28 protein-coding genes and 1 riboswitch are annotated in these 26205 nt (G+C 64.4%); of the genes, 6 read left to right on the top strand and 22 right to left on the bottom strand.

Features of this window, described 5'->3' with window-relative positions; genetic code table 11:
• Positions 1-90: 90 nt before the first annotated feature.
• The 3 genes from pth to Q1A71_RS13235 all read left to right on the top strand — a co-directional run bounded on the left by pth (position 91) and on the right by Q1A71_RS13235 (position 2256).
• Positions 91-768, top strand: coding sequence for an aminoacyl-tRNA hydrolase (gene pth / locus Q1A71_RS13245; RefSeq protein ID WP_299676785.1), 678 nt, complete (start codon positions 91-93; stop codon positions 766-768).
• Positions 765-1805 carry a DUF2332 domain-containing protein gene (locus Q1A71_RS13240; RefSeq protein ID WP_299676782.1) on the top strand — a complete coding sequence of 347 codons (1041 nt, stop codon included), beginning with the start codon at positions 765-767 and terminating at the stop codon, positions 1803-1805. Before pth ends, Q1A71_RS13240 begins: the two co-directional genes overlap by 4 nt.
• A 67-nt stretch (positions 1806-1872) precedes the next feature.
• Positions 1873-2256, top strand: a complete 384-nt coding sequence (locus Q1A71_RS13235; RefSeq protein WP_299676779.1) for a DUF2237 domain-containing protein — start codon at positions 1873-1875, stop codon at positions 2254-2256.
• On the opposite strand, the gene Q1A71_RS13230 is transcribed toward Q1A71_RS13235, so the two are convergent.
• From Q1A71_RS13230 to ihfB, 6 genes are read right to left on the bottom strand one after another with little or no spacing between them, the layout of a single operon-like run.
• Positions 2253-3086, bottom strand: coding sequence for a hypothetical protein (locus Q1A71_RS13230; RefSeq protein WP_299676776.1), 834 nt, complete (start codon positions 3084-3086; stop codon positions 2253-2255). The genes Q1A71_RS13235 and Q1A71_RS13230 overlap by 4 nt on opposite strands.
• 55 nt (positions 3087-3141) lie before the next feature.
• Positions 3142-4374: a tryptophan synthase subunit beta gene (gene trpB / locus Q1A71_RS13225; RefSeq protein ID WP_299676773.1), complete on the bottom strand. Its 1233-nt coding sequence runs from the start codon at positions 4372-4374 to the stop codon at positions 3142-3144.
• A 14-nt stretch (positions 4375-4388) separates the two neighbouring features.
• On the bottom strand, positions 4389-4838 hold the full coding sequence (locus Q1A71_RS13220) for a GNAT family N-acetyltransferase (protein ID WP_299676770.1): 450 nt from the start codon (positions 4836-4838) through the stop codon (positions 4389-4391).
• Positions 4835-5479: a phosphoribosylanthranilate isomerase gene (locus Q1A71_RS13215; protein WP_299676768.1), complete on the bottom strand. Its 645-nt coding sequence runs from the start codon at positions 5477-5479 to the stop codon at positions 4835-4837. The genes Q1A71_RS13220 and Q1A71_RS13215 overlap by 4 nt, the downstream gene beginning before the upstream one ends.
• Before the next feature lie 46 nt (positions 5480-5525).
• On the bottom strand, positions 5526-5876 hold the full coding sequence (locus tag Q1A71_RS13210) for a LapA family protein (RefSeq protein ID WP_299676766.1): 351 nt from the start codon (positions 5874-5876) through the stop codon (positions 5526-5528).
• The gene (gene ihfB / locus Q1A71_RS13205; protein ID WP_219506738.1) at positions 5876-6160 is read right to left on the bottom strand and encodes an integration host factor subunit beta; all 285 of its coding nucleotides are present in this window, start codon (positions 6158-6160) and stop codon (positions 5876-5878) included. Before ihfB ends, Q1A71_RS13210 begins: the two co-directional genes overlap by 1 nt.
• A gap of 458 nt (positions 6161-6618) precedes the next feature.
• Here ihfB and Q1A71_RS13200 point away from each other — a divergent pair, with 458 nt between their 5' ends.
• Positions 6619-8262 (top strand): NAD(P)-binding domain-containing protein, encoded by a 1644-nt coding sequence (locus Q1A71_RS13200; protein ID WP_299676760.1) that lies wholly within the window; start codon positions 6619-6621, stop codon positions 8260-8262.
• Positions 8263-8335: 73 nt separating this feature from the next.
• Here the strand turns inward: Q1A71_RS13200 and rpsA are convergent, their stop codons facing one another.
• From rpsA to Q1A71_RS13165, 7 genes are all read right to left on the bottom strand, one after another.
• Positions 8336-10090 carry a 30S ribosomal protein S1 gene (gene rpsA / locus Q1A71_RS13195; protein WP_299677043.1) on the bottom strand — a complete coding sequence of 585 codons (1755 nt, stop codon included), beginning with the start codon at positions 10088-10090 and terminating at the stop codon, positions 8336-8338.
• 198 nt (positions 10091-10288) lie between these two features.
• Positions 10289-11011: a VPLPA-CTERM sorting domain-containing protein gene (locus tag Q1A71_RS13190; protein WP_299676758.1), complete on the bottom strand. Its 723-nt coding sequence runs from the start codon at positions 11009-11011 to the stop codon at positions 10289-10291.
• Positions 11008-11706 carry a VPLPA-CTERM sorting domain-containing protein gene (locus tag Q1A71_RS13185; RefSeq protein WP_299676756.1) on the bottom strand — a complete coding sequence of 233 codons (699 nt, stop codon included), beginning with the start codon at positions 11704-11706 and terminating at the stop codon, positions 11008-11010. The genes Q1A71_RS13190 and Q1A71_RS13185 overlap by 4 nt, the downstream gene beginning before the upstream one ends.
• A 324-nt stretch (positions 11707-12030) precedes the next feature.
• Positions 12031-12576: a hypothetical protein gene (locus Q1A71_RS13180; RefSeq protein WP_299676754.1), complete on the bottom strand. Its 546-nt coding sequence runs from the start codon at positions 12574-12576 to the stop codon at positions 12031-12033.
• Positions 12577-12665: 89 nt separating this feature from the next.
• Positions 12666-13280, bottom strand: coding sequence for a (d)CMP kinase (locus tag Q1A71_RS13175; RefSeq protein WP_299676751.1), 615 nt, complete (start codon positions 13278-13280; stop codon positions 12666-12668).
• Positions 13277-14629: a 3-phosphoshikimate 1-carboxyvinyltransferase gene (aroA, locus tag Q1A71_RS13170; protein WP_299676748.1), complete on the bottom strand. Its 1353-nt coding sequence runs from the start codon at positions 14627-14629 to the stop codon at positions 13277-13279. Before aroA ends, Q1A71_RS13175 begins: the two co-directional genes overlap by 4 nt.
• Positions 14630-14711: 82 nt before the next feature.
• A complete protein-coding gene (locus Q1A71_RS13165) occupies positions 14712-15404 on the bottom strand; it encodes a tRNA (guanine(46)-N(7))-methyltransferase TrmB (protein WP_299676745.1) in 693 nt (230 codons plus the stop codon).
• Positions 15405-15524: 120 nt separating this feature from the next.
• Between Q1A71_RS13165 and Q1A71_RS13160 the strand changes: the two genes are divergently transcribed.
• Positions 15525-16412, top strand: a complete 888-nt coding sequence (locus Q1A71_RS13160) for a response regulator (RefSeq protein WP_299676742.1) — start codon at positions 15525-15527, stop codon at positions 16410-16412.
• Positions 16413-16444: 32 nt separating this feature from the next.
• Here Q1A71_RS13160 and metK read toward each other — a convergent pair whose 3' ends face one another.
• The 8 genes from metK to miaB all read right to left on the bottom strand — a co-directional run bounded on the left by metK (position 16445) and on the right by miaB (position 24259).
• Entirely contained in the window at positions 16445-17626 is a 1182-nt protein-coding gene (metK, locus tag Q1A71_RS13155) for a methionine adenosyltransferase (RefSeq protein WP_299676739.1), read from the bottom strand.
• 4 nt (positions 17627-17630) lie between these two features.
• Positions 17631-17680: riboswitch (SAM-SAH riboswitch) on the bottom strand.
• A gap of 38 nt (positions 17681-17718) precedes the next feature.
• Positions 17719-19254: an apolipoprotein N-acyltransferase gene (gene lnt / locus Q1A71_RS13150; RefSeq protein WP_299676737.1), complete on the bottom strand. Its 1536-nt coding sequence runs from the start codon at positions 19252-19254 to the stop codon at positions 17719-17721.
• The gene (locus tag Q1A71_RS13145; RefSeq protein WP_299676735.1) at positions 19251-20150 is read right to left on the bottom strand and encodes a hemolysin family protein; all 900 of its coding nucleotides are present in this window, start codon (positions 20148-20150) and stop codon (positions 19251-19253) included. Before Q1A71_RS13145 ends, lnt begins: the two co-directional genes overlap by 4 nt.
• A gap of 36 nt (positions 20151-20186) precedes the next feature.
• Complete coding sequence (gene ybeY, locus Q1A71_RS13140) at positions 20187-20684, bottom strand: rRNA maturation RNase YbeY (protein ID WP_299676731.1); 498 nt, start codon at positions 20682-20684, stop codon at positions 20187-20189.
• Entirely contained in the window at positions 20684-21667 is a 984-nt protein-coding gene (locus Q1A71_RS13135) for a PhoH family protein (RefSeq protein ID WP_299677040.1), read from the bottom strand. Before Q1A71_RS13135 ends, ybeY begins: the two co-directional genes overlap by 1 nt.
• A 185-nt stretch (positions 21668-21852) precedes the next feature.
• Entirely contained in the window at positions 21853-22161 is a 309-nt protein-coding gene (locus Q1A71_RS13130) for a hypothetical protein (RefSeq protein WP_299676728.1), read from the bottom strand.
• Positions 22162-22174: 13 nt separating this feature from the next.
• A complete protein-coding gene (locus tag Q1A71_RS13125) occupies positions 22175-22744 on the bottom strand; it encodes an OmpA family protein (RefSeq protein WP_299677037.1) in 570 nt (189 codons plus the stop codon).
• A gap of 183 nt (positions 22745-22927) precedes the next feature.
• Positions 22928-24259, bottom strand: a complete 1332-nt coding sequence (gene miaB, locus Q1A71_RS13120) for a tRNA (N6-isopentenyl adenosine(37)-C2)-methylthiotransferase MiaB (RefSeq protein ID WP_299676725.1) — start codon at positions 24257-24259, stop codon at positions 22928-22930.
• A gap of 112 nt (positions 24260-24371) precedes the next feature.
• On the opposite strand from miaB, the gene Q1A71_RS13115 reads away from it, so the two are divergent.
• Positions 24372-25241, top strand: a complete 870-nt coding sequence (locus tag Q1A71_RS13115) for a hypothetical protein (RefSeq protein ID WP_299676722.1) — start codon at positions 24372-24374, stop codon at positions 25239-25241.
• A gap of 146 nt (positions 25242-25387) precedes the next feature.
• Here the strand turns inward: Q1A71_RS13115 and Q1A71_RS13110 are convergent, their stop codons facing one another.
• Positions 25388-26179: a phytanoyl-CoA dioxygenase family protein gene (locus Q1A71_RS13110; RefSeq protein ID WP_299676719.1), complete on the bottom strand. Its 792-nt coding sequence runs from the start codon at positions 26177-26179 to the stop codon at positions 25388-25390.
• Between the last annotated feature and the right edge of the window lie 26 nt (positions 26180-26205).

Below are 26205 nucleotides of genomic sequence, written 5' to 3'. Positions count from 1 at the left end.
GGACCGCTGGATACGGGGCCCATCGCGGCCCCGTATTTCGTTTGAGACCGAGCTTTGATATGCTGCGGTGCAATATCAAGGAGCGGGGCCATGAAACTGATCGTGGGGTTGGGCAATCCCGGCGCGAAATATGCGAAGAACCGGCATAACATCGGGTTCATGGCGCTGGACCGGATCGCAGCGGATCACGGATTCGGGCCCTGGAAGGGCAAGCATCAGGGCAGCCTGAGCGAGGGGCGCTTCGGCTCTGATCGCGCGGTGCTTCTGAAGCCCGAGACCTTCATGAACAACTCCGGCCAGTCGGTGCAGGCGGCCATGCGCTTCTACAAGCTGGAGCCGGCGGATGTGGTGGTGCTGCATGACGAGATCGACCTCGCCCCCGGCAAGGTGAAGCATAAGGTGGGAGGTGGCCATGCGGGCCACAACGGGCTGCGCTCGCTGCATGCGCATATCGGACCGGAGTATGCGCGGGTGCGGCTGGGCGTCGGCCACCCCGGGCACAAGGACGCGGTGCCGGGCTATGTGTTGCGCGATTTCCCGAAGGCGGAGGAGGCGTGGCTCGACGATGTCTTGCGCGGGGTCAGCGACGCGGCACCCCATCTCGCGGGGGGAGATGCGGCGAAGTTCCTGAATGCGGTGGCCTTGCGGGTCAATCCGCCACGCTCGGGCACCGGACAGAAGGCGCCGCAGACACCTGCAGCGCCAGCCCCGGAGCCGGAGCCTGACACCCGGTCGCCCTTGCAACGGCTGATGGAGAAATTCCGATGACCTTGGCGGAGGCGTTCCGCCACCAATCGATCAGCTGTGTCGCCATGGGCTCTCCGTTCATGGGGCAGCTGCTGGGGGTATTGGCCGACCACTGGTCGGAGGAGAGCGCTCTGGCCAAGCGGCTTGCGCAGTTCGAGGGCGATGTGGGCCCCGCGGGCCATTCGCTGCCCCTGCGCGTGGCGGGCGGGCTGCATGCCCTGGTGCTGAGCGGTCGGGCCCCGGAGCTTGAGACGCTCTATCCGCCTCAGAAGACAAGCGATCCCGATCTTCTCGCGGGGGTGCAAGCGGCGTTTGCCGATCATGAAGCCTTTCTGCTCGACTGGATCGAAAGCCCGCCGCAGACCAACGAGGTGCGACGCTCCGCCGCGCTGATGGCCGGAGCGGCGGTGGCGGCCGAACACGTCGACCTGCCGGTTATCCTGTCCGAGCTTGGGGCCAGCGGCGGACTGAACCTGATGTGGGACCGCTATGCGCTGGCCCTGCCCGGCGGGTCCATCGCCGCGGACGACCCGGTGCTGATGCTGACGCCGGCATGGGAGGGGCCGATGCCGCCGCGCCGCCTGCCGAGAGTGGCCGCGCGCGCGGGCGCCGATCTCAACCCGCTCGATCCGGGCCAGCCGCAGGATCTGCTGCGCCTGACCGCCTATCTCTGGCCCGACCAGCCGGAGCGTATGGAGCTGACCCGGGCGGCGGCGGCGGTCATGAACGCGCCGATCCATCGCGGCGATGCAGTGGAGTGGCTGGCGGACCGTCTGGCCGGCGCGCCGGAGGGGCATCTGCATCTCGTCCAGCACTCGGTGGCCTGGCAGTACTTCCCTCAGGAGGTTCAGGCACGAGGCACCGACTTGATCGAGACGGCGGGGGCGCGGGCGACCGATGAGCGCCCGCTGGCGTGGCTGGCCATGGAGAGCGACGGCGACCGGACCGGCGGTGTCGGCGCGGCGCTGACCTTGCGGCTCTGGCCGGGTGATGTGACGTTGACACTGGGGCGTGCCGATTTTCACGGGCGCTGGATCCGCTGGCAGGGGCCAAGCTAGGCCGTGATCTGGCCCTGAGCGCCGGTCGTCCTATGTTTTAGAATGAGATGAGATAGCGGAGGCGGACGTGGAGGAAGACAAGAGCGTCAACGTTCTGGGCGAGGCCCTTGCGGTCTGCGGGACCGATCCGGTCACGGGCTTTTTCCGCGATGGCCAATGCAACACCTGCGCCGCCGATCAGGGCAGCCACACCGTCTGCGCGGTGATGACGGCGGAGTTCCTCGCCTATTCGAAATACGTGGGCAACGACCTCAGCACACCGCGGCCGGAGTTCGGGTTTCAGGGTCTCAAGGCAGGCGACCGCTGGTGCCTCTGTGCGGGGCGCTTCCTGCAGGCGCATGACGAAGGCTGCGCGCCGCAAGTGCATCTGGCCGCGACCCACAAGCGCGCGCTCGACATCGTGCCGCTGGAGGTCCTTGAGGCGCATGCGCTGAACGCATCAGGCGCCTAGTAATCCTCGGCCACCCAGGAGGCACAGTCGATCTGGCTGCTGCGGGGAAAGTTCAGCCCGTCGAGAACCGCGCGCTGGCCGCACATGCCGGGCTTGCAGAGCCAGTCCGGATCGGCCAGTTGCAGCCCACCTTCGGGCGTCACCCGTAGCTGCAGCCGACAGCCATCCGCGCGTGGGAAGTCCCAACCGCCCGCCACCTCCTGCCCGGACATGCGCCCCGAGCAGCTGTGACCATTGGCCTGCCAGCTTGAGACCTGCAATTGCGGCGGCGCGCCCGGCGTCAGATCGAGGCGGAGCGTGTCGTCCCCCCGCCGGTAACAGAAGGCGTCGGCCGAGGCGGCTGCTGCCGATGCGGTCTTCGGGCTGCAGGGGATCTGCGAGACACGAAACCCCTCGCCCGCGATGTCGTCGATCTTCCAGAAGCCGTCTTCCTGGGCGAACTCATAGGTGACCTGCGCCGGGCTTCCGAAGCTCGAGAAGCGGGCCTCGACGGTGATGCGCTCGGGCGTTGTCCGGGCGCTGACCTGCAGGGTGCGGGAGATCTCGGCGGCGTCGTAATCATTGCCCGGCACGGCAAAGCCGAAATCGACGCAGGCCCGCGCCAGATCATCCCCGTAGCTTTCGTTTGCCTCGTAGAAGGCAACCATGCGACGGGTGAAGTAATGCGTCCGTTGCGCAGGGGCCGACAGGTACTGGAGCCCTTGCTGCGCCCACGGGTTGGCGGAGGCGAGCGAGGTATACACCCAGCGGATGAGCTCGTCGGGGCTTTGGGCCGCCGTCGATACCGCAGAGCTGATGAGCAGCAGAACCGCCGCAAGAAACCGTTTCATCCCCAACCCTCCCGCTGCGAAGGCTAACAAGGTCGGGGGTGAAATCAAGCGTGGGTCAGGCGAATTCGCCCATCTCGAAGCCGAGGGCCCTGGCGACGGTGAAGATGTCCTTGTCGCCGCGGCCGCACATGTTCATGCAAAGTATGTGGTCCTTCGGCAGCTTGGGCGCGATCTTCATCACATGGGCCAGCGCGTGGGAGGGTTCCAGTGCGGGGATGATGCCTTCAAGCTCGCAGCACAGCTGGAAGGCTTCCAGCGCTTCTGTGTCGGTGATCGCCACATATTCGGCACGGCCAATGTCGTGCAGCCAGGCGTGTTCCGGCCCGATGCCGGGATAGTCGAGGCCTGCGGAGATCGAGAAGCCTTCGAGGATCTGGCCGTCGTCGTCTTGGAGCAGGTATGTGCGGTTGCCATGCAGCACACCCGGGCGCCCGCCGGTCAGCGAGGCGCAGTGTTCCATCTTCTCGTTCACGCCCTTGCCGCCCGCCTCGACACCGATGATGGCGACCTCCTTGTCGTCGAGGAACGGGTAGAAGAGGCCCATGGCATTGGAGCCACCGCCAATCGCGGCAATCACGGTGTCAGGGAACCGGCCTTCGGCGGCCACCATCTGTTCGCGCACTTCCTTGCCGATGATGCTCTGGAAATCACGCACCATCGCCGGGTACGGGTGCGGGCCTGCGACCGTGCCGATACAGTAGAAGGTGTCGCGCACATTCGTGACCCAGTCGCGGAGCGCGTCGTTCATCGCGTCTTTCAGCGTACCGCGCCCGGAGGTCACGGGCACCACTTCGGCGCCCAGAAGGCGCATGCGGAAGACGTTGGGGGCCTGGCGTTCGACGTCATGCGCGCCCATGTAGACCACGCATTTCAGCCCGAACTTGGCGCAGACAGTGGCCGTGGCGACCCCATGCTGGCCTGCGCCGGTCTCGGCAATGATCCGGGTCTTGCCCATACGGCGGGCGAGGATGATCTGGCCGAGCACGTTGTTGATCTTATGCGCGCCGGTATGGTTCAGCTCGTCGCGCTTCATATAGACTTTGGCACCGCCCAGATGGTCGGTCAGGCGCTCGGCGAGATAGAGCGGGCTGGGGCGGCCCACATAATGGGTCCAGAGGTGGTTCATCTCGGCCCAGAAGCTGTCGTCGGTCTTGGCCTTCTCGTATTGCGCTTCCAGCTCGAGGATCAGCGGCATGAGGGTTTCGGAGACAAACCGCCCGCCAAAGTCGCCAAACCGGCCGTTTTCATCCGGGCCGGTCATGAAGGAATTGAAAAGATCGTTTGCCATCCCGCGCACTCCTGTCAGATCAGGTTGCGTTTATACCCGATGTGCGAAGGGGTAAAGCCGAGGCTCTCGTAGAACCGGGCGGTGTCGGTGCGACTTTTGTTCATGGTGAGCTGGATCAGGCTACACCCGGCGGTTTTGGCGCGGGCGATGGCGTCCGCGATCATCTGCTGACCGATCCCCTGCCCGCGCAGATCGGACGCCACGCGCACGCTTTCGATCTGGGCACGGCGCGCGGCGCGCAGAGAGAGCCCCGAGATGAAGGTGATCTGGTAGGTGGCGATCACCCGGCCCTCGCGCACACCCACGATGAGGTGGTTGGCCGCCTCATCGGTCATGCTGTCGAAGGCGGTTTGGTAGTCGGCCAGATCGAGCCCTTCACGGGTGGCACCGAGCTTGTCGTCCTGGAGAAGAGCCAGCACATCGGCCACCTCGTCGCGGGTGGCGGGGCGGAAGGTGACGGTCATGCCTGTGCGGCGGTGACGAAACCGCGTACGAGGTCGAGGTCTTTCACCCCCGGCGCGCTTTCGACGCCGGAGGCCACATCCACCTGTTTCGTGCCGGTGATGGCGATCGCCTCTGCAACGTTATCCGGGGTGAGCCCACCGGCGAGCATCCACGGCACCGGCCAGCGGCGGCCCGCGATCAGGCGCCAGTCGAAGGTGAGGCCATTGCCGCCCGGAAGCGCACCGCCGTTGGGCGGTTTCGCATCCACGAGGATCTGGTCGGCCACGGGGAAGTAGCTCTCGAGCTTTGGCAAGTCGGAGGCATCGGCCACGCCCACCGCCTTCATCACCGGCAGCCCGTAGCGCGCCTTGATCTGAGCGACGCGCGCGGGCGGCTCGCTGCCATGCAGTTGCAGCATGTCCAGCGGCACCTGCGATGTCAGCGCGTCGAGGAAGGCATCGTCAGCGTTCACGGTCAGGGCGACCTTCGCCAAACCGACAGGCGCGCCAAGCGCGAGGTCGCGCGCGTCATCCAGTGTGACGCAGCGTGGGGACTTCTCGAAAAAGGTGAAGCCGCAATAGGTCGCACCGGCCTTGGCCACGGCGGTGACCTCATCAGCGGTGCGCAGCCCGCAAATCTTGACGGAAATCTTGTCAGCCATGGCCGGGTTTGATCACGGGCGGTCCGAAGACACAAGCGGCAGGTGCTTAGCTCGCCTCGTCGAGCAGGGCCAGAACCTCATCCTTGCCTGCATTTTTCTCGTCCTTGAGGCGGGCAATCTCACGCTCGAGCCGGCGCATCTCGCGCGCCTGGCGGGCGGCTTCGGCGCGTTGGCCGTGCTCGCGCACCCATTCCCAGACGAAGCCCACCAAGAGGCCCACGACGATGCCGCCGAAGATCACGATGAAGAGCGGCAACTCAATCTGCGGGTTCACGGAGAACCAGCCCGCGACCTCCGAGGGGATCAGCTGCAGCGACACCAGGCCGCGGTTCGCAATGGCGACCGCAATCAGCGCGATCCCGAAGACGGCGATGCAGGCGTAGCGGATGTAGCGCATCAGGATTTCCCGTTCAGCCGGTCACGCAGCAGCTTGCCCGTCTTGAAGAAGGGCACGTGTTTTTCTTCCACATGCACGGTTTCGCCGGTGCGCGGGTTGCGGCCCACGCGGGCATCACGCTTCTTGACGGAGAAGGCGCCGAAGCCGCGAAGTTCGACCCGGTCGCCGCGTGCCATAGCCCCGGTCACTTCCTCGAAAATGGTGTTCACAATCCGCTCGACGTCGCGCTGATAGAGATGGGGGTTTTCGTCTGCGATCTTCTGGATCAGCTCGGAACGGATCATGGCAGCATCCCTTGTTGTGTGTCGGTCCCTTGGAGGCACCTGTTTGCGCAACTATAGAAACAAACCCGCCTTTCGGAAAGTGAGCCCGTGGGCGGCAATCGGCTTTTTTACCGTGGAAGACGCTGTATTTCGGCACATTTTTTCCGTCGGACCTGCGCGGCCCGTGATTGCTGCGGACCGTCGCGGTAATGCCGCAACGCAGCGACGGGCGCTGATTCGGAGCCCTCTGCGGTGGCCTCCGGAGATCCTCATATAGACGCGCGCCGCGGCCATCGCGGGCGGGCCGCTGCGCGCCGTCTGGGCATCGGCCAACTAAACGATACGGCGAGCGCTTTGGGGGCCGCTCGCGCGTTGCGTGAAATGCCCAAATCTGGTTATCTGACCCGAGGGGAGCCCATCAATTCCAATAAGACCAACGGGCCTCAAGACAATAGTGCCAACTCAGGGGAATGCCATTCATGACGCTGCAAGATGTGACACGCGATGTGTGCGTGATCGGGTCCGGTCCGGCCGGGCTTCAGGCCGGATACTATTTTCAGAAGAAGGGGCTCGACTTCGTCATTCTCGAGCGCGGCCCGGAGGTGTGCAGTTTTTTCCGCACCTTTCCGCGCCATCGGCAGTTCATCTCGATCAACAAGGTGCATACCGGACTGTCCAACGCCGAGACGCGGCTGCGGCATGACTGGAATTCGCTGCTGAACGACGAAGGGCTGCTCTTCAAGGACTGGAGCCGCAAGTACTTCCCGGCGGCGGATGATTTCGTGGCCTATGCGGAGACCTTCGCAGCCCAGATGAAAGAGCACATTCAGTGCAACAGTGACGTGGTGGAGGTTTCCAAGACCGAGGACGTCTTCGCGCTGCGCTGTGCCGATGGCACGGTGCATCACGCGCGCAACGTGATCGTGGCCACCGGCGTGTCGCAGCCGTGGGATCCGGGCATCGAGGGGTTTGATCTGGTCGACAACTATTTTGATTTCGACCCCGCGCCCGAGCCCTTCGAGAACCAGCGCGTGCTGATCCTCGGCAAGGGCAACTCGGCCTTCGAGACGGCGGATTCGCTGGTGGAACATGCCGCCTCGATCCATGTGATGAGCCCGAACCCGGTGCGCTTTGCCTGGCAGACCCATTTCGTGGGGCACCTGCGCGCGGTGAACAACAACTTCCTCGACACCTATCAGCTGAAATCACAGAACGCGGTGATCGATGCGAAGGCCACGAAGATCGAGCATGAGAATGGCGTCTATACCGTCACCGCAGAGATGCGCGCGGCGGACGGGCATGAGATCGTGCTGACCTATGACCGGGTGATTGCCTGCACCGGGTTCCGGTTTGATGCGGATATCTTTGCCGAAGACATCCGCCCCACCCTGCGGCACTTCGACAAGTTCCCGGCGATGACGGCGGAGTGGGAGAGCGAGAGCACCGAAGGGCTGTTCTTTGCCGGCACGATCATGCAGTCGCGCGACTATCGCAAGACGATGTCGGGCTTCGTGCATGGGTTTCGCCACAACGTGAAATGCCTGGCCGAGTTCGTTGCGGGCCGGGTGCAGGCCACGCCCTACCCCAGCACGCAGACGCCACTGGAGGCCGACGCGCTGACCACGGCGATCATCGACCGGATCAGCACCTGTTCGGGCGTGTTCCTGCAGCCCGGGTTCCTCTGCGATGTAATCGAGCTGGCGGGCGCGCAGCCGGGGCGCAGCCTGCACGATGTGCCGGTGGCCTGGGTACAGGAGACGGATGCCGTGGGGCGCGACCATCTGAGGATCACGCTCGAATACGGCGATTTCGGCGGCGATTCGATGCATGTGAAGCGGCAGCACAATGTGTTCGGCGACACGCCCGATGCCTTCATCCATCCGGTGATCCGGCATATCCGCGATGGGGTGCAGGTGGGCGAGGTGCATCTGGCCGACCATCTGGATGCCGATTGGCGCCCGCGTGAGGAGCGCGGTCAGGACATCGCGACCGTGCTGCGCATGAGCTTCCAGGATGCGGGTGAGACGCTGGCGCCCTCCGAGGTGGCGCGGCGGCAGATCAGTGCGTTTCTCAGGGAACAGGGGATCGGGACCGGCACCGCGACGCAAACAGCCGCGGAGTAACCGGACTGCCCAATAGAAGAGGCCCCGCGGATCGCTCCGCGGGGCCTTCCCTATTCCATATCAGGCCTGAGCCTTAGTCGTCGCCCTTGTTGAGCGCGGCACCTAGGATGTCGCCCAGCGATGCACCGGAGTCGGAGGAGCCATACTGTTCCACGGCCTCTTTCTCTTCCGCGATCTCACGCGCCTTGATCGAGACGCCCAGGCGGCGGGACTTGTTGTCCACATTGGTGACGCGCACGTCGACCTTGTCGCCCACCGAGAAGCGCTCGGGGCGCTGTTCGGCGCGGTCGCGTGACAGGTCGGAGCGGCGGATGAAGGACTTCATGCCTTCGTATTCCACCTCGACACCACCGTCTTCGATGGCTGTCACGGTCACGGTCACGATCGAGCCGCGCTTCACGCCGCCCACTGCTTCTGCGAACTTGTCGCCACCGACGGCCTTGATCGAGAGCGAGATGCGCTCTTTCTCCACATCCACTTCGGAGACGACCGCCTGAACCACGTCGCCCTTGCGGTACTCCTGAATGGCTTCCTCGCCGCGCTGGTCCCAGCTGAGATCGGAGAGGTGGACCATGCCGTCGATGTCGCCGTCGAGACCGACGAACAGACCGAATTCGGTGATGTTCTTGACCTCGCCTTCAACCTCTGTTCCCTCCGGGTGCGTCTCGGCAAAGACTTCCCAGGGGTTGCGCATGGTCTGTTTCAGACCCAGAGACACGCGGCGCTTGGCGCTGTCGATCTCCAGCACCATGACCTCCACTTCCTGAGAGGTCGACACGATCTTGCCGGGGTGCACGTTCTTCTTGGTCCAGGACATCTCGGAGACGTGGACGAGACCCTCGACACCGGCTTCCAGCTCAACAAACGCACCGTAGTCGGTGATGTTGGTCACGCGGCCCGTGTGCACCGAATCGAGCGGGTACTTGGCGCCCACCAGATCCCAGGGATCTTCCTGCAGCTGCTTCATGCCGAGGCTAATGCGGTGGGTTTCCTTGTTGATCTTGATGACCTGCACCTTGATCGTCTCACCGATGGAGAGGATCTCGGACGGGTGGTTGACCCGGCGCCACGCCATATCGGTGACGTGCAAGAGACCATCGACACCGCCCAGATCCACAAACGCACCGTATTCGGTGATGTTCTTGACCACACCGTCGACGGTCTGCCCTTCGGAGAGGTTGCCGATCACTTCGGCGCGCTGTTCGGCACGGCTCTCTTCGAGGATCGCACGGCGCGACACAACGATGTTGCCGCGGCGACGGTCCATCTTCAGGATCTGGAACGGCTGTTTCAGACCCATCAGAGGGCCCGCGTCACGCACGGGGCGCACGTCGACCTGCGAGCCGGGCAGGAAGGCCACGGCACCGCCGAGATCGACGGTGAAGCCACCTTTGACACGGCCGAAAATCGCACCTTCGACGCGCTCTTCATCGGCATAGGCTTTTTCCAGACGGTCCCAGGCTTCTTCGCGGCGCGCCATCTCCCGGGAGATAACCGCTTCGCCACGGGAGCTTTCGACCTGGCGCAGGAAGACTTCCACCTCGTCGCCCACGTCGATCTTGGGCGCTTCGCCCGGATCTGCGAATTCTTTGAGCTCGACCCGGCCTTCCATCTTGTAGCCGACGTCGATAATGGCCTGGCCCGCTTCAATCGCGATCACCTTGCCTTTGACAACGGACCCTTCCTGGGGCGTGTCCATTTCGAAGCTTTCGTTCAGGAGTGCTTCAAACTCTTCCATCGTGTTTGCCATGTGGCGTTGGTTTCCTAACGTTTCTGTTTCTGGCCGCGCGGTTGTCTCCGCCGGTCTTTGATGATGCGCACCTTTGATGCGGCGGGTTGGTCATGTGTGGTGCAACCAGACAAAAAACGAAGGGCCGGTAGAGAACCGACCCCGCTCGCCTTGTGTCATACAGCCGTCACCGCTGCTTCAACGCCGCGTCTATACCCAAGTTGACCCATGGGCGCAAGCGCAGAAGACCGTGCGGCGGCGCCAGAAGCGCCGCCTGCCATTTTTCAAAGCCCGCCATCATGTCCGGCCCGTCGGGGCGGGCCGGCCGCGACGCGCGCTCCGGACCACACCCAAGGCGCTCAGCCCCACCAACATCAGGGACATCCCGGCCGGCAGCGGGACAGCGGCGGGTTGACCGGGCCCGATGGGCAGATCATCAGCGATGTCGATGCTGTTGAAATCGATCTGATAGAAGAGGTTCATTCCCCCGTTCGTAACATCGGACAAAAGCTGCACATTCCCCAGCGCCATGGCCCCGAAGGTGGCTGGCGTCAGAACCCCGAGATCGCTCCCAGAGAAGACGCTGTTGCCCCCCCGAAAGACCAACAGAAAGGTGTCAAGCGGGGCAGGTCCACCGATATCGGTGGAATAGATGGCGATTCGATCCGTGTTCTCTGCTGGCCGATCGGAAATCCCGAAGTAGAGCGCGCCGACGGACCAAAGACCCAGCGAGCCGCCACCCACTCCAAAGGCCTCGTAGGTCAGGGCGTTGATCGCATTTCCGTGGCTCGTCGACGACCCTCCTTCGGGGTGGTTTTGCTGCAGTATCGGGTCCACCGTCTCGTCAAGCTCGAGCACGATATCCAGCCGAACCGGATGTTCGGGAAACGGGTTTGGCTGGCCGTCGTAGTTTGCGGACTCCAAGGCGGCACTGAAGCTGATGGTTTTGGCGGTCAGAGGCGTTGCCAGCGCCAACAGCAGGGCTGCCGTGACAGTGCCGCGCGCCAGACGATTGATCATGCCCCGGCGTCCCGAGCGCCAGACCGCCGCCCGCGCCGGACCAGCCCAAAGGCACCGAGCCCGGCCAGTACGAGCGGCAGGCCCGCCGGCAGCGGCACCGGCGACGGTGCGGGATCGCTCGGGTCGGAGACAGTGATGCTGTCGGTGTCGACGGCAAAGCGCGCGCCGAAGGCTCCCTCGCCGATGATGACGTTGATGTCCATCCACGCGGTGGTCATGTTGCGCAACACGTCTTCGGTCACCTCATCGAGCATCAGGTTCGACCACACGCCGGGCGCCCCTTCGAAGAGCAATTGCATGCGGTTCAGCGGCTCCGGTCCACTGATATTCGTGGAGAAGAACTGGATGCCGTCGCCGAGGATGTAGTCGAGCATCTGGATCTGCACATCGTCGGCGGACCAACTGCCGAGCAGACCGCCCAATGCGCCGAAGACATCGTAGCTGAAGGACTGCACGGCTGTCTGGAAAATGGCCAGTTGAGCGACACCGCCGTCCTCCACCGCAGTGGGCGGCTGATCTTCGTCGAGTTCGATGGAGACGTTGATGGAGTTCGGCAGAGCGCCGAAGGGTTGGTCGAGACCGCCATAGTTGTAAAGTTCAAGCTCGCCGCTGAACATGATGGACTTGGCAGCCAGCGGTGCGGCGCTGGTCAAAAGCGCTGCGGAGACAATGGCGGAGGTGATGATATGTTTCATTTCGGTACCCGTGCTGATCAATAAAGATGCACAGCGCAGGGGCCTGTCGCGTCCTCACCACCAGAGTATCCACTGCAGGCTAATGGCCTGGCTAACGCCCAGTCGTGCCGCCGAAAAACAGGAAAAAGGCGCACGCGGGGTGTGTTGGGTCGTCCAGTTTCAGGGCCGGTTGGGGATGCGGTCCTAAAAAGTCCTGATCTGTGAGCGACAGCGCAAAGGTCCCTGCGCCGCCCGCTCACAATGCAAAGGTTAACCGCGCCTTACCAATAAAAGGCAGATCGCGTGGTATAAGCCGGATTGATTCAGTTTTTTATGGCTTGCCGTTCAGAGCGCCTGGCCCTTGCGCAGCTCGTCCAGCAGGTCCTGGTAGATTCCGTTGGAATCCCCCCCGCCGAAGACCTGTGCGCCACCCGAGTAGGTCTGCCCGTAGGTGCGCGCCACATTCACCGTTTGCGCGATGCCGGAGAGGAACTGGTCCTGCTCCAGAGGTGAGAGCGGGTGGATGAAGACGCCCCACAGACGGCCCTGGGCCACCGCATAGCGCGCATCCAGAGCGGAATCGAAATTGGCCTGCATCAGCCGCATCAGTTCTCCCGCATCGAGGCTGTCGGCGGAGCGGATGGGCACCATGGCGCGCATCCGGTCGGCGCGGGGGTCCGCCACGACCATCACGGGGATGTCCTGGACGGTGAACTGGATCGTGGCCCCGCGCCGCTGCGCCTCTTCGTCGATGACGAGGATGATGCTGGCGAGCCGTTCGAGGGTCATCGGCGCTTCGGTGGGGCTCTCCGGCGTTGGGGTCTCGCTCTCCTGTGCGGCGCTCAGGGTGCCAAACAGGATCAATATCAGCGCCAGAAAAAATCGTGCCATGCGAATGCCCTTTCGTCGAAACTCCGGGAGCAGGCTACCCCTGGACGACTTCAAACGCCAAGCACCCTTTGGTGAGCGTGTTGCAACATTCAGCGCCGGCGGGCCTCGATGGCGGCGATGGCAGTGGCGATTGCGGCCTCGATGCTCATCTCGGAGGTGTCGATTTCCACCGCGTTCTTGGCGGGCAGCAGCGGCGCTTCGGCGCGGCTGCGGTCGCGGGCATCGCGCTCCTTGACATCGGCGAGCACCTGCGCCCGGCTGATCGCCGTGCCCTGCGCGCTGAGTTCGGCAAAGCGGCGGTCGGCGCGCACCTCGGGGCTGGCGGTGACAAAGAGCTTGGCCTCCGCTTCGGGGCAAATGACCGTGCCGATGTCGCGCCCGTCGAGCACAGCGCCCCCGGCCCGGCGGGCAAAGCTGCGCTGGAAGTCGAGCAGGGCGGCGCGGACCGCGGCGATGGCTGCCACCTTGCTCGCAGCCTGGGCGACTTCGGGGCTGCGCAGGCCATCAGTCTCTAGATCATCTGCGCTCAACGTCTGTGCGGCGGCGATGGGGTCCATGCCCAGCAAGAGTTTGGCGCCAACCGCGCGGTAGAGCAGCCCGGTGTCGAGATGTTCAAATCCGTAATGTGCCGCCACGGCCCGCGAGATGGTGCCCTTGCCCGCGGCGGCGGGGCCGTCGATGGCGATGGTGAAGGGCGCGCTCATGCGTTGGCGCGCACCAGATGTGCGCCGAGATCTCCCATCAGCAGCTCGAAAATCGGGAAAGATGTGGCGATGGGCCCCCCGTCGTCCACGCTCACCGGCTTTTGCGCGGCCATTCCGAGGATCAGGAAGGACATGGCGATGCGGTGGTCGAGGTGGCTGGCACAAGTCGCCCCGCCCGGCACGTTGCCATGGCCGAGGCCCGTGACTTTCCACCAGTCCGGGCCCTCATCAACGGTCACGCCGTTGGCGCGCAGGCCGACGGCCATGGCGTCGATGCGGTCGCTTTCCTTGACGCGGAGCTCCTTCACGCCACGCATCACGGTCTGGCCTTCGGCGAAGCTCGCGACAACGGAAAGCACCGGGTATTCGTCGATCATGCTGGCGGCACGCTCCGGTGGCACCTCGATGCCCCTCAGATCGGGCGAGAAGCGCGCGCGCAGGTCGGCAACCGGCTCGCCGCCTTCGGTGCGCTCGTTCTCATAGGTGAGGTCCGCGCCCATCTCGCGCAGCGTCGTATAAAGCCCGGCGCGCGTGGGGTTAAGGCCGATGCCCGACACCAGCACGTCCGAGCCCGGCACGATCAGCGCAGCGCAGACCGGGAAAGCCGCGGAGGACGGATCGCGCGGGACGTCGATCTTTTGCGGGGTCAGTTCCGGCTGGCCGGTCAGGGTGATGACCCGGCCTGCGTCGGTCTCCTCGACGGTGATCTCGGCGCCGAAACCTGCGAGCATGCGTTCGGTGTGGTCACGCGTGGCTTCCGCTTCGATCACCACGGTCTTGCCCGGTGCGTTCAGCCCGGCCAGCAACACGGCGGATTTCACCTGCGCTGACGGAACCGGTACGGTGTAGTCGACCGGGATGGGATCAGCCGCACCCACCAATGTCATCGGAAGCCGCCCTCCCGCGCGGCCCACCGCCTGCGTGCCGAAGAGCGCCAGCGGGTCGGTGACCCGCGCCATGGGGCGCCCGTTCAGCGAGGCGTCTCCCGTGAAGGTCGCGGTGATCGGCGAGGTCGCCATGGCGCCCATGATCAGCCGCACACCGGTGCCGGAGTTGCCGCAGTCGATCACCTGATCAGGCTCGGCAAAACCACCGACACCCACGCCATGGACCGACCAGTTGCCGCCGCCATGATCGGTCACCTCGGCCCCGAACGCGCGCATGGCCTTGGCGGTATCGAGCACGTCCTGCCCTTCGAGCAGCCCGGTGATCTGGGTCTCGCCGACGCAGAGCGCGCCGAGGATCAGGGAGCGGTGCGAGATCGACTTGTCGCCGGGCACCCGCGCCGCGCCGGTCAGGGGCCCGCAGGGGCGGGAGGTCATCGGGAGGGGCGTGCCGTGGCTGGACATGGAAGCTCTCGGGGTCAGTGCAAAGTCGGCGCAGGCTTAGCGGCTGCGCCGGGCGGGGTCCAGCCCCAAGCGGCACGGGGTGTTAGCGCTTGCGGAACGTCAGATAATGCGGCCTGCGGCCCTCGCGCAGCGCCTTCTGCTCGTAACGCGTCGAGAGCCAGTCGTCCCACGGCTGCTGCCAGTCTGCGGGGCGCTCGGCCAGCCAGTCGAACCCGTGGCGCGGCACCTGTTCCAGCGTCTGGCGCACGTAGTCTTCGATATCGGTGGCCACGCGAAAGACAGCGGCTGGCTTCAGCACACGCGACAAGGGCTCCAGATGCTCGGGCGTGACAAAGCGGCGCCGGTGGTGGCGCGTCTTGGGCCAGGGGTCGGGGTAGAGCAGAAAGGCACGGTCAATCGAAGCGTCGGGCAGCACATCGAAGAGGTCGCGCACATCGCCCGGATGCACCGCGAGGTTCGTCACCCCGGCCTGGCGGATCTTGCCCAGAAGCATCGCCACACCGTTGATGTAAGGCTCTGCCCCTATGAGACCCACGTCTGGGTTTCGCGCCGCCTGATGCACCAGATGCTCACCCCCGCCGAACCCGATCTCGAGCCAGACGGGTTTGCCGTCGAAGAGGGCTGTCAGATCGAGCGGGGTTCGATCCGGGTTGGCCTCCCACGACACGGCGCCGGGCGAGAGCGCCTCGAGGTCCTCGTCAAGGTACCCCTTCTGCGACGCCTTCAGCGCCTTGCCCTTGAGGCGGCCGTAAAAATTTCTGCGCGGGCGTTTCATGCGGCGCGCTTTAGCCTGGACACAGCGGGCATGCAACGCCGCGCACCGCAAACTGCTGCGTTTCATCAAGAATTAAGGCCGAGGCGCTAGACACACGTTGGCTCAAGAGGAGAGATCACCATGGCCGAGATTGGAAAGATACACGCCCGCATCCGGCCAGAGGCCACACCCCTGCCCAAGCTGATCAGCGTTCTCGTGGTGGATGACCAGCGCTTTGACCGCACGCGGATCAAGCGGCTCATAGCCGGGTTGGAGATCGAAACCCTCGTCGTCGAGGCAGACCGGCTCGAGACCATGGGCACGATGCTGCAGCGCGACAAGTTCGACCTGATCCTGATCGACTACAACCTGCCCGACGGCAACGGGCTGATGGCGCTGGATGCGATCCGTCTGGATGAGAAAAACCGGCAGGCGGCCATCATCATGATTGCCGGTGACGGCCAGAGCGAGATCGCCATTGAGGCGCTCAAACGCGGATGCAGCGACTATATCACCAAGGACGATCTGTCGCCTGCCTCGTTCAAGCGCGCGACGATCAACGCGTTGCAGAAGTCTTCGCTCTCCATCGGCATGGAGACGCAGGACGTCAAACGCCAGCAGATCGAGGCGGTGCTGGAGCGGTTCTCCACCGAATGCGCCAATGAGATCAAGCCGGTGCTGAGCCGGTTGATGCGGCAGTTGCGGGACCTGCGCGAGGCGCGCAATCTCAGCGCCGAGCAGGCCAAGGAGCGGTTTGGCCGGATCGAGAATTCCTGCATGCGGCTCTGGGAGTTTCTCGACGACCTCGAACAATATGAAGGCACCGATATCTCGCCCGAGACCATGTTCAGCACGCCGGTGGCCCGGTCTTCCAAAGCTCCGGTCATCGTGAATGACATGGCAGCGCCGACGACCGAAACCGGCGGCGGCGACGTGGCCGGGCCGCGCCGCCTCACGTCCGGAGCGGTGGCCCGCCCGAGCGCTGGGGCCAAGAAACCCCGCCCCAGCCTCTTTGGCAAGTCGACCTGAGCCGGGCGCTGGTGCCTCGGCGCCAGTTGCTGTCAGACCCCGGCTTTCAGGGCCGCGACCAGGTCGGTCTTTTCCCAGCTGAAGCCGCCATCGGCATCGGGTGCGCGTCCGAAGTGCCCATAGGCGGCGGTGCGGGCATAGATGGGACGGTTCAGTTGCAGATGCTGGCGGATGCCGCGCGGTGTGAGATCCATGGCGCGGCCGATTGCGGTCTCGATGGCTGCGTCATCCACCTCTCCGGTGCCGAAGGTGTCGCAGTAGATCGACAGCGGCTTGCTGACCCCGATGGCATAGCTGAGCTGGATCGTGCACTTGCGGGCCATGCCGGAGGCCACCACGTTCTTCGCCAGATAGCGCGCGGCATAGGCGGCGGAGCGGTCAACTTTCGTTGGATCCTTGCCTGAGAACGCGCCACCGCCGTGCGGCGCGGCGCCACCGTAGGTGTCCACGATGATCTTGCGTCCGGTCAGCCCGGCGTCGCCATCTGGCCCGCCGATGACGAAGGTGCCGGTGGGGTTGACCCACCACTCGGTCTCTGCGGTGATCCAGCCATCGGGCAACACCTCGCGGATGTAGGGCTCCACGATAGCCCGAATATCCTCGGAGGTCTGGCGTTCATCTGCATGCTGCGTCGACAGCACGATGGAGGTCACACCGACCGGCTTACCGTCTTCGTAGCGCACCGAGAGCTGGCTTTTAGCGTCCGGGCGCAGGGTGGGCTCTGTGCCGTCCTTGCGCACCTCGGCCAGCCGCCGCAGCACGGCATGGGCGTAGTGGATCGGTGCGGGCATGAGCTCGGGCGTCTCATCGGTTGCGAAGCCGAACATGATGCCCTGGTCGCCTGCCCCTTCGTCCTTGTTGTCACGGGCATCCACGCCTTGAGCGATATGGGCCGATTGCCGGTGCAACAGGTTCGTCACTTCACATGTGGCGTGGTGAAACTTGTCCTGCTCATAGCCAATATCCTTGATGCAGGCGCGGGCGATCTCCTCGATCCGGCCCATGTGATCCTTGAGCGCATCCCGGTCCGACAGCCCGACCTCGCCACCGATCACCACGCGGTTGGTGGTAGCGAAGGTCTCTGCGGCGACGCGCGCTTCGGGCTCGGCCTCCAGGAAGGCATCGAGCACGGCATCGGAGATGCGATCGCACACTTTATCGGGATGCCCCTCCGACACGGACTCGGAGGTGAAAACGTAGTTCTTTCGTGACATGAAACGCTCCATTGGATCTCGTCGCGTCACGCCAGGAAGCCGTTGTGACACTGTCGGCGCTGCATACGTGGCCGGTTGCAGAGCGTCAATCGCTATTTGAGGACCGTACGGTGAAGACGCGCCACGACCAGCCCGACGCAGAGCAGCAGGACAAGCGGCAGATCCCCTGACCGGCTGTACAGCGTCGGCGCGCGCGGCAGGGGCAGCGTTGCATCCACGAACCCCGCTTCGCCCATCGGCAGGCTGTGCAGGATGCGTCCGTGGGGGTCGATCATCGCGGAGATGCCGGTGTTCGCAGCCCGCATCAGCGGCAGACCCTGCTCGATGGCGCGCATGCGTGCTTGTGCGAGATGCTGTTGCGGCCCGATATCGCGGCCGAACCACGCGTCGTTGGTGATCTGGACAATGAAATCCGCACGCTCCGGTGCGGCGTTCACTTCATGGGGAAAGACGGCCTCATAACAGATCAACGGCAACCCGCGCCCCAGAGCGCCGAAGTCGAGCGTCCGCGGCCCCGGACCCGCGCCAAAGCCGACGGGCGAGACCTGAGCCAGGCCGATGAGGCCAAGACGGTCCGCGAGACTGGAGAACGGGATGTATTCGCCGAAAGGCACGAGGTGGTGCTTGTCGTAGATTTGCGGCTCCGCCCCCGGACGACCCAGCACAACCATACTGTTGAAGAGCGCGGCATCCGTGCGGCGCAACAATCCCAGCGCGACCGGCGCGCCATCGGCCGCCGCGGTGATCATGTCGAGCGCCGGCCCCGCGTCTTCATAGGCCCAAGCGATCGCTGTTTCGGGCCAGATGGTCAGATCCGGGGTGCTCGTGCCCGCTTGCGGCGGCGCAGCGGTGAACTCCAGCTGCCGCTCGAAGAACATGCGTGCAAAATCAGGCTGCCATTTGAGATGTTGCTCAGCGTTGGGCTGCACCAGCCGCACCACATGCGGTGAGAGCGGTGCGGTGGGCGCCGAGGGTGGCAGGTAGAACGACAGCGCGGCCCCGACAAGCACCGCTGCCTGCGCGAGGCGCATCAGATGCCTGCGCCGATAGATTGCCGGAAACGACAGGATCCAGGCCAGCGACATCAGCCAGAGCACGAGCCCGTATGGCCCGACCCAGGCCAAGGCCTGCCCCGCCGCGCCATTGACCAGCGCTTGGGACGGGCTGGCCCAGGGGAAGCCGGTGAAGACGTAGGCCCGGAGCAGTTCGGCGGCGGTCCAGCTCAGCATGAGCGGCCAGGTCCTCGGCGAGAGGCGCCGTGCGACCCAGAAGGCCGCGCCCCAGAAGAGCGCAAGCCCCATGCTCAACAGCAGCAGCGCAAAAGGTGCCATCCAGGCGTGCCGCTCCGGATCGATCTGAAACGGCTGCAGGATCCAGATCAGCGCCACGCCAAAATATCCGACCCCGAAAGACCACCCGACGAGCGCCGCGTCGCGTGTCCGTTTCTGGCGGCGGAACATCAGAAAGACCAGCGACAGCCCAAGCAGCAGGAGAATTGGCTGGTCGACGGGCGCCTGCCCAAGCGCGCCCAAGGCCCCCGCACCGGCGGCGATGGCAACACGGCCCGCCCGGGGCAATCCTGCATACCACCCCCACGGCTTGCGGGGCCGGGGGACGGCCCGGGTCATCCCGGCCCGGACGCTGGCGTGCGCACCCGCAGGCGCTTGATCCGGCGTGGGTCGGCATCGAGAACTTCGAACTCGGGACCGTCCGGGTGCACCACAACCTCGCCCCGCGCGGGCACACGGCCCGAGAGCATAAAGACCAGACCGCCGAGCGTGTCGATCTCCTCCTCATCGACCTCGTCATGATCGGTGAGCGACTGTCCGATCTCGGCCTCGAAATCTTCAAGCGGTGTCTTGGCGAGGGCGAGGTAGCATCCGGGTTTCTCTTCCGTCCAGAACTTGTCCTCGTCGACATCATGTTCGTCCTCGATCTCACCAATCACCTGTTCGATCAGGTCCTCGATGGTGACCAACCCGTCGACACCGCCATATTCGTCGATCACCAGCGCCATGTGCCGGCGCTCGGCCTGCATCTTGGTGAGCAGCACGCCGATGGTCATCGACGGCGGCACGAACAGCAGCGGGCGCAGCATCGCGCGCATGTCAAAGGCGTGGCTGTCACCGTTGAACCCGTGGGTTAGCGCGAGGTCTTTGAGGTGCAGAAGCCCGATGGGCGTATCCAAGGTGCCGTCATAGACAGGCAGACGGGTCAGGCCGCTGTCCTTGAATATGCTGACCACTTCTTCGAGGCTGGCGGTGGCTGGAATCGCGGTGATATCCGCCTTCGGCATGGAGACATCCTCCACGCGCATGCGGCGCAGGTTCATCATGCCATGGGTTTGGGGCCGGGCCGGCGCCGCCTCGATGACAGGTGGGTCCGTCTCACCATCGGCGGGACTGAGCGCTTCGATCACACGGCTGAAAAAGCCGCCTTGCTTCGAAGCCTCCGGTTCTGGGGGGGTGTCTTGTCCGACATGCGCGCGTTGCGCCGCGTCAGATTGTCCGTCGTTGTCGCCCATTGGGTCCTGTTCAAGCGTGGCTCGGCGCGCGGCCGATCAAATCCTATATGGGTCATCAAGACCCAGTTTGCCAAGTATTTCAACCTCGAGCGCCTGCATGAGCGCGGCATCGCGGTCGCGGACATGATCATAGCCCAAAAGATGCAAGATTCCGTGAACGATCAGATGTGTCACGTGATCCTCAAGCGATTTGCCCAATTCCGCAGCCTCGCGGGCGCAGGTTTCATAGGCAATGGCGATGTCGCCAAGCTCATAGGTGCCGTCAAAATCCGGGATCGGGTCGCGCGGGGTCTTGCCGTCTTCGCCCGCGCCCAGCTCATCGGAGGGCCAGCTGAGCACATTGGTCGGGGTCGGCTTCTCGCGGAACGTGGCGTTCAGGATCCCGATGCGGTCATCGTCGCAGGCCATGAGTGAGATGCTCGACTGTTCGACGGGACGGCCGAGGTGCTCAAGCGTTGCGCGCGTCGCCTTCTCGGCCAGCTGTTCGAGCGGGATGCGACTCCAGTCGGCCGCTTCAATCAGAAGGTCCAGCATCAGGCGGGCGGCGTGTCCGCTTCGTAAGCCTCGATGATCGCGGCCACCAGCGGGTGGCGCACCACATCCTTCGAAGTGAAGTAGTTGAAGCTGATCTTGGGGATGGTCTTCAGCAGCCGCTCCGCGTCCGCGAGGCCCGAAGACACGCCGCGCGGCAGGTCGATCTGGGTGCGGTCGCCGGTGATCACCATGCGCGAGCCTTCGCCCAGACGCGTGAGGAACATCTTCATCTGCATCGAAGTAGCGTTCTGCGCCTCGTCCAGCACCACGAAGGCATTGCTCAGCGTGCGCCCGCGCATGAAGGCGAGCGGCGCGATTTCGATCTGTTTCTCTTCGATCAGCTTGGCCAGTTGCTTGCCCGGCAGGAAATCTCCCAGCGCGTCATAGAGCGGCTGCATGTAAGGATCGACCTTGTCCTTCATGTCACCGGGCAGAAAGCCCAGCCGCTCGCCCGCCTCGACCGCGGGGCGGGACAGGATGATCTTGTCCACATGGCCGGAGATGAACATCGACACGCCAACGGCGACGGCGAGATAGGTCTTGCCGGTCCCCGCCGGGCCGATGCCGAAGGCCAGCTCATTCTCGAAAAGGGATTGCACATAGGCCTTCTGAGCATCGGTGCGCGGCTCGACCCGTTTCTTGCGGGTCTGGATTTCGATTCGGTCGCCGATGGGCATTTCCATCTGGTCGCCGTCCTGCACGCCGGTGGCCTCCTCGAAGGGGCCCATGCGCAGCTCGCGGTCGACATCGCCGGGTTCCACCGCGCGCCCGCTTTCAATGCGGGCATAGAGCGCGTGCAGAACGCGCATCGCATCGGTCTGCGCGTCCGGTTCGCCAACGACAGCCAACTGATTGCCGCGGCGCACGATCTGCACGCCCAATGCCTTTTCGATCTGCGCAAGATTGGCGTCATAGGCGCCGCAGAGATCGATCAACAACCGATTGTCGGGGAACTCGACAGTGCCACCGGGTGCGGCGGTCATGGTGTCTGTCGGACTTTGGTCGCTGGCGGCCAATCGCTGTTCCTTGAGATGAGGGTTTGAGTGACGGTGCCAATTCCATGGCGCAGGTGCAAGCGCAACCGCGTGGTTTTCACAACTTTGAAACAAAAACTGCGTGGGCGGGATCGTGCCGCTCACACCGCGCGCTGGAGCCGAGAGCCGTGCGTCTAGAACGGGTCGCCGATGATCTGGGTTCCGCCGCCTTTGAAGTTGCCCACGGTCTGGGTGGGCGGCGCGATGCCGGAGCAGACCGGCTTGCCGGTGTTGCGGTCGAGACGCGCGGAGAGGTAGCCCTCGATCCCATCGTCGATGATCCAGTGGTCGCAGCCGTTCGGATCGACCCAGATACCGGCCTGCAAATCCAGCAGATCCTTGGAGTCGGGCCCGCGATCGACGCCCTTCTCGGAGCTCAGCTCACCGCAGGCCGTGAGTACCAGGGCGCCGCAGGTCAGCCCGACGAGTGTGAGACGGGTCATAAATCGATCCTCGCTACTTGATACAGGTGATTTCGACACGGCGGTTGCGCGCCTTGCCTTCGGCGGTCGCATTGCTCGCAATCGGGTTGCGCTCGCCCAGCCCTCGCACTTCGGAGACCGCAGCCCCTTCCGCGCGCGCGATGTCCGCCACGGTGTTCGCCCGCGCCAGAGACAGACGCTGGTTGTAGGCGTCGGAGGCATCGCTGTCGGTGTGCCCGGTGATGATAAACGCCAGCGCATCGGTGCTCTGGAAGAAGTCGCGCAGGCTGGCGCGCCCTTCGGCGCTGATGCTGGCGCTGTCGGTGGCGAAGAACTGATCGGAGCGCACCAGAGCGCAGACCGTGGCCTCGCGGCAGACCGGGATCCCCTGGCGGGTCACGTGCGGGGTCATGAACCCTTCCGCACCGTCGTCCATCACCCAGTGCTCACACCCGTCCGGATCGACCCAGATGCTGGGCACATACTGGCCGCGGTCGAGACCCTGCTGCGAGTCGCTCTGCGCCGCCACGGCACCGGCCTGCAGCGCAAAAGCCGCGCCCAGAACAGCGGCTGCGAGGCCTCCACCGGTCTTTGAAAAACTCACTGTCACGGTCTCTTCCTTCACTGGTCGCCCACACACGCTCCACACGTCTTTCCGGCGGAGATCAAAAACTCAACTCAGTTTTTCTAAATTCTGACCGATCTTGAAGCAAGAACAGGGCGATATTGTCCAGTTCTCGGCATCACTGTGTCCGAAAAAGCCCTATTTTGGTGGTGTCATACACAGTTAACCCTGATCCGCTCGCACCGCCGCGAGGGAATTGCGCTTGGCCGCGGTGATTCTGACCGGGACGATATCGCCGATGTCCGCATCGGAATTGTCGATATGGACCGCGTGCAGATACTCGGATTTGCCGACCATCTGGCCCGGCTCGCGCCCCGGCTTCTCCACAAGCACCCGCGCGCTGCGCCCGACCATCGCCTCCTGAATCTGCTGTTGCTGGCGCGTGATCAGGGTCTGCAGCCGCTGCAGGCGCGCATCGGCCACCTCCGGGTCGACCTGCGGGCGCTCCGCCGCGGGTGTGCCGGGCCGTGTGGAGTATTTGAAGGAATAGGCATAGCCATAGCCCACCGCCTCGATCAGATCGAGCGTGGCCTGGAAATCCTCCTCTGTCTCTTCGGGGAAGCCCACGATGAAATCCCCGGACATCAGGATATCCGGGCGCGCGGCGCGGATCTTCTCGATCACCCGCAAGTAACTCTCGGCGGTATGGCTGCGGTTCATACGCTTGAGGATCTTGTCGGAGCCGGACTGCACCGGCAGATGCAGATACGGCATCAGCTTCTCGCAGGTGCCATGTGCGTCGATCAGGTCGTCGGTCATGTCGTTTGGGTGCGAGGTGGTGAAGCGGATGCGTTCGAGCCCGTCGATATCGTTGAGCGCCCAGATCAGCTGCGCGAGGCTCTGTTCTACACCATCGGGCCCTGCCCCGTGATACGCGTTCACGTTCTGGCCCAGCAGCGTGATCTCGCGCACCCCCCGGTCCACCAGATCGCGCGCCTCGTCGAGCACACGGGTGACGGGGCGGCTGGTTTCAGCGCCGCGGGTGTACGGCACCACACAGAAGGCGCAGAACTTGTCGCAGCCCTCCTGCACGGTGAGAAAGGCCGCGGGTGCGCGCCGCGCTTTCGGGCGGGACTTCAGCTTGTCGAATTTGTCTTCTTCGGGGAAGTCCGTGTCGAGCGCGGTCTTGCCCGCGCGAACCCGCGCCTCCATCTGCGGCAGGCGGTGATAGGATTGGGGCCCCACCACCAGATCGACCGCGGGCTGTCGGCGCATGATCTCTTCGCCTTCGGCCTGCGCGACACAGCCTGCAACCCCGATTTTCAGATCGGGATTGGCCGCTTTCAGCGACTTCAGGCGCCCCAGCTCGGAATAGACCTTTTCCGCGGCCTTCTCGCGGATGTGGCAGGTGTTGAGCAGAATCATGTCCGCCTCTTCGGGCACATCGGTCTGCTCATACGCCTGCTCGCCCAGAACTTCGGCCATACGCTCGCTGTCGTAGACATTCATCTGGCAGCCGTAGGTCTTCACGAAGAGCTTCTTGGGCGCGGTCATCGATCTCATCCGGATCAGGAGTGTGTTGGCGCGCTGCTTACCAGCGGGGGCTGCGGCTTGCAATGAACTCGGATTTAACTGATTCTGCGGCATGCCGCCAATCGGAGCTCCGATGCAGTACGACACACTCACCGCTTTTCTGACAACCGCGCCCGAGGTCCTGCGGCGGGGGCCGGTTGCAATGATATTCGTGGAAGACGATGTGGAGGTAGCCACGACGCTGCGCCATCACCAGCAGATGGGCTTCGCACAGGTGCTTGCCTTCCTGCCCGCTGCATTCACTCTGCCCGACGATCTGCAGGAAAGCGTGCATCGGATCACCTATGACACGACGGCGGACGGGGCGGTGGAGGCTGCGGTGACGGCGGTTGCGGCAGCGGGCGCGGGCACCTGGATGTACTATTGCTACAATGCGGAGTACCTGTTCTTTCCCTTTTGCGAGACCCGCACTGTGGGCGAGATGCTGGCATTTCACAGCGAGGAACGCCGCGACGCGATGCTCACCTATGTCGTCGACCTCTACGCCGATGATCTGAGCGCCTACCCCGATGCGGTCTCGCTCGACCGGGCGCATCTGGACCGGTCAGGCTACTACGCTCTGGCGCGGACGGCTCCGGCAGCGAACGCCGCGCAGAAGGGCCGACAGCTGGATTTCTACGGCGGACTGCGCTGGCGGTTCGAGGAGCATGTGCCGCATGAGCGGCGCAAGATCGACCGGATCGCCTTGTTCCGTGCCAAGCCCGGCCTGACGTTGCGCAGCGATCACACGTTTTCAGATGAGGAATACAACACCTTCGCCTGTCCGTGGCATCACAACATCACAGCCGCGATTTGCTCGTTCCGGACGGCCAAGGCGCTGAAGTCGAACCCGGGCAGCACCTATGCGATCGACACCTTCAAGTGGCACAATTCAGCGCCATTCGAATGGCATTCACGGCAGCTGCTGGATCTGGGACTGATGGAACCGGGGCAGTGGTTTTGACGCTGGCAAAGGTGGCCTGAAAGCCCACCTGACCTGCCTGCTCCGCGATCTGGGTACGTCGTCTTTACCCCGCCTGACAGATGATCGACGGTTGCCCGGATGTCTTTGGCATCCACGCAATCACGGTTCAGATGCCTGACGAAATCTCAGCGGAGAATGGGGAACCAATCGGTGCGCAGGCGGTCTCCGGGTGTCATGCCATGGCCGGGAAAGGGAGGCGAGGTAGGGCCCGGGCGTTGCACATATCGTGCGTCATCGCCCAGAAGCCGCAGGGAGAAGGCCCGGCGTCGCGCGTCCGAGGTATTGCCGCGCGCGCCGTGCAGCACCCTGTAGTGGAAGGCAACCGCGTCGCCCGGTTCCATCGGAAACTCGCGGATGTCCATACGCTCGGCGTCCGGGTCGGGCACGGGGATGTAGTCGTCGCTGTTCGGGTAGAAGCTTGTCTCGGCCAGCCACCGCGTCGGCAGCACCGGCTTCGGCCAAAGGTGCGAGCCCGCCACGCAACGCAGGGTCGCCTCCGAGACCGCGTCCAGCGGCACCCAGAAGCTGATCATCTGGTGCCCATCGACGAAGTAATAGGGACTGTCCTGATGCCAGGGGGTCGGCTTTGACGTGCCAGGCTCCTTCACGAGCACATGATCGTGGAAGAGTTGGACGGTCTTGCTCTGCATCAGATCCGCTGCGGCCTCGGCAATGGTACCGTCACGGATCACGCTCTCGAATTCGGAAATCCGCTGCCAGTTGCAATAGTCATCGAAGAAGCGCCCCGCCTCGTGTGTGTGCAGGTTTTCCGCCGCATAGGGCCCCGGCTCCGTCATGTTGCGGGCGACCCCGGCCTTGAGCCGCTCGATATGGGGGGCAAAAAGACCACGAATGACCGCGACGCCGTCCCGCGCATAGGTCGCGATGTCGTCTTGAGAGATCAGCGGATGCGGCATTTGGCTGTGAGCAGTGGCCGCGGCGC

The organism is uncultured Roseobacter sp., assembly GCF_947493125.1.
Classification (GTDB): Bacteria; Pseudomonadota; Alphaproteobacteria; order Rhodobacterales; family Rhodobacteraceae; genus Roseobacter.
The sequence above is the reverse complement of the archived record's forward strand: the minus strand, read 5'-3'. Positions and strand labels throughout refer to the sequence as shown.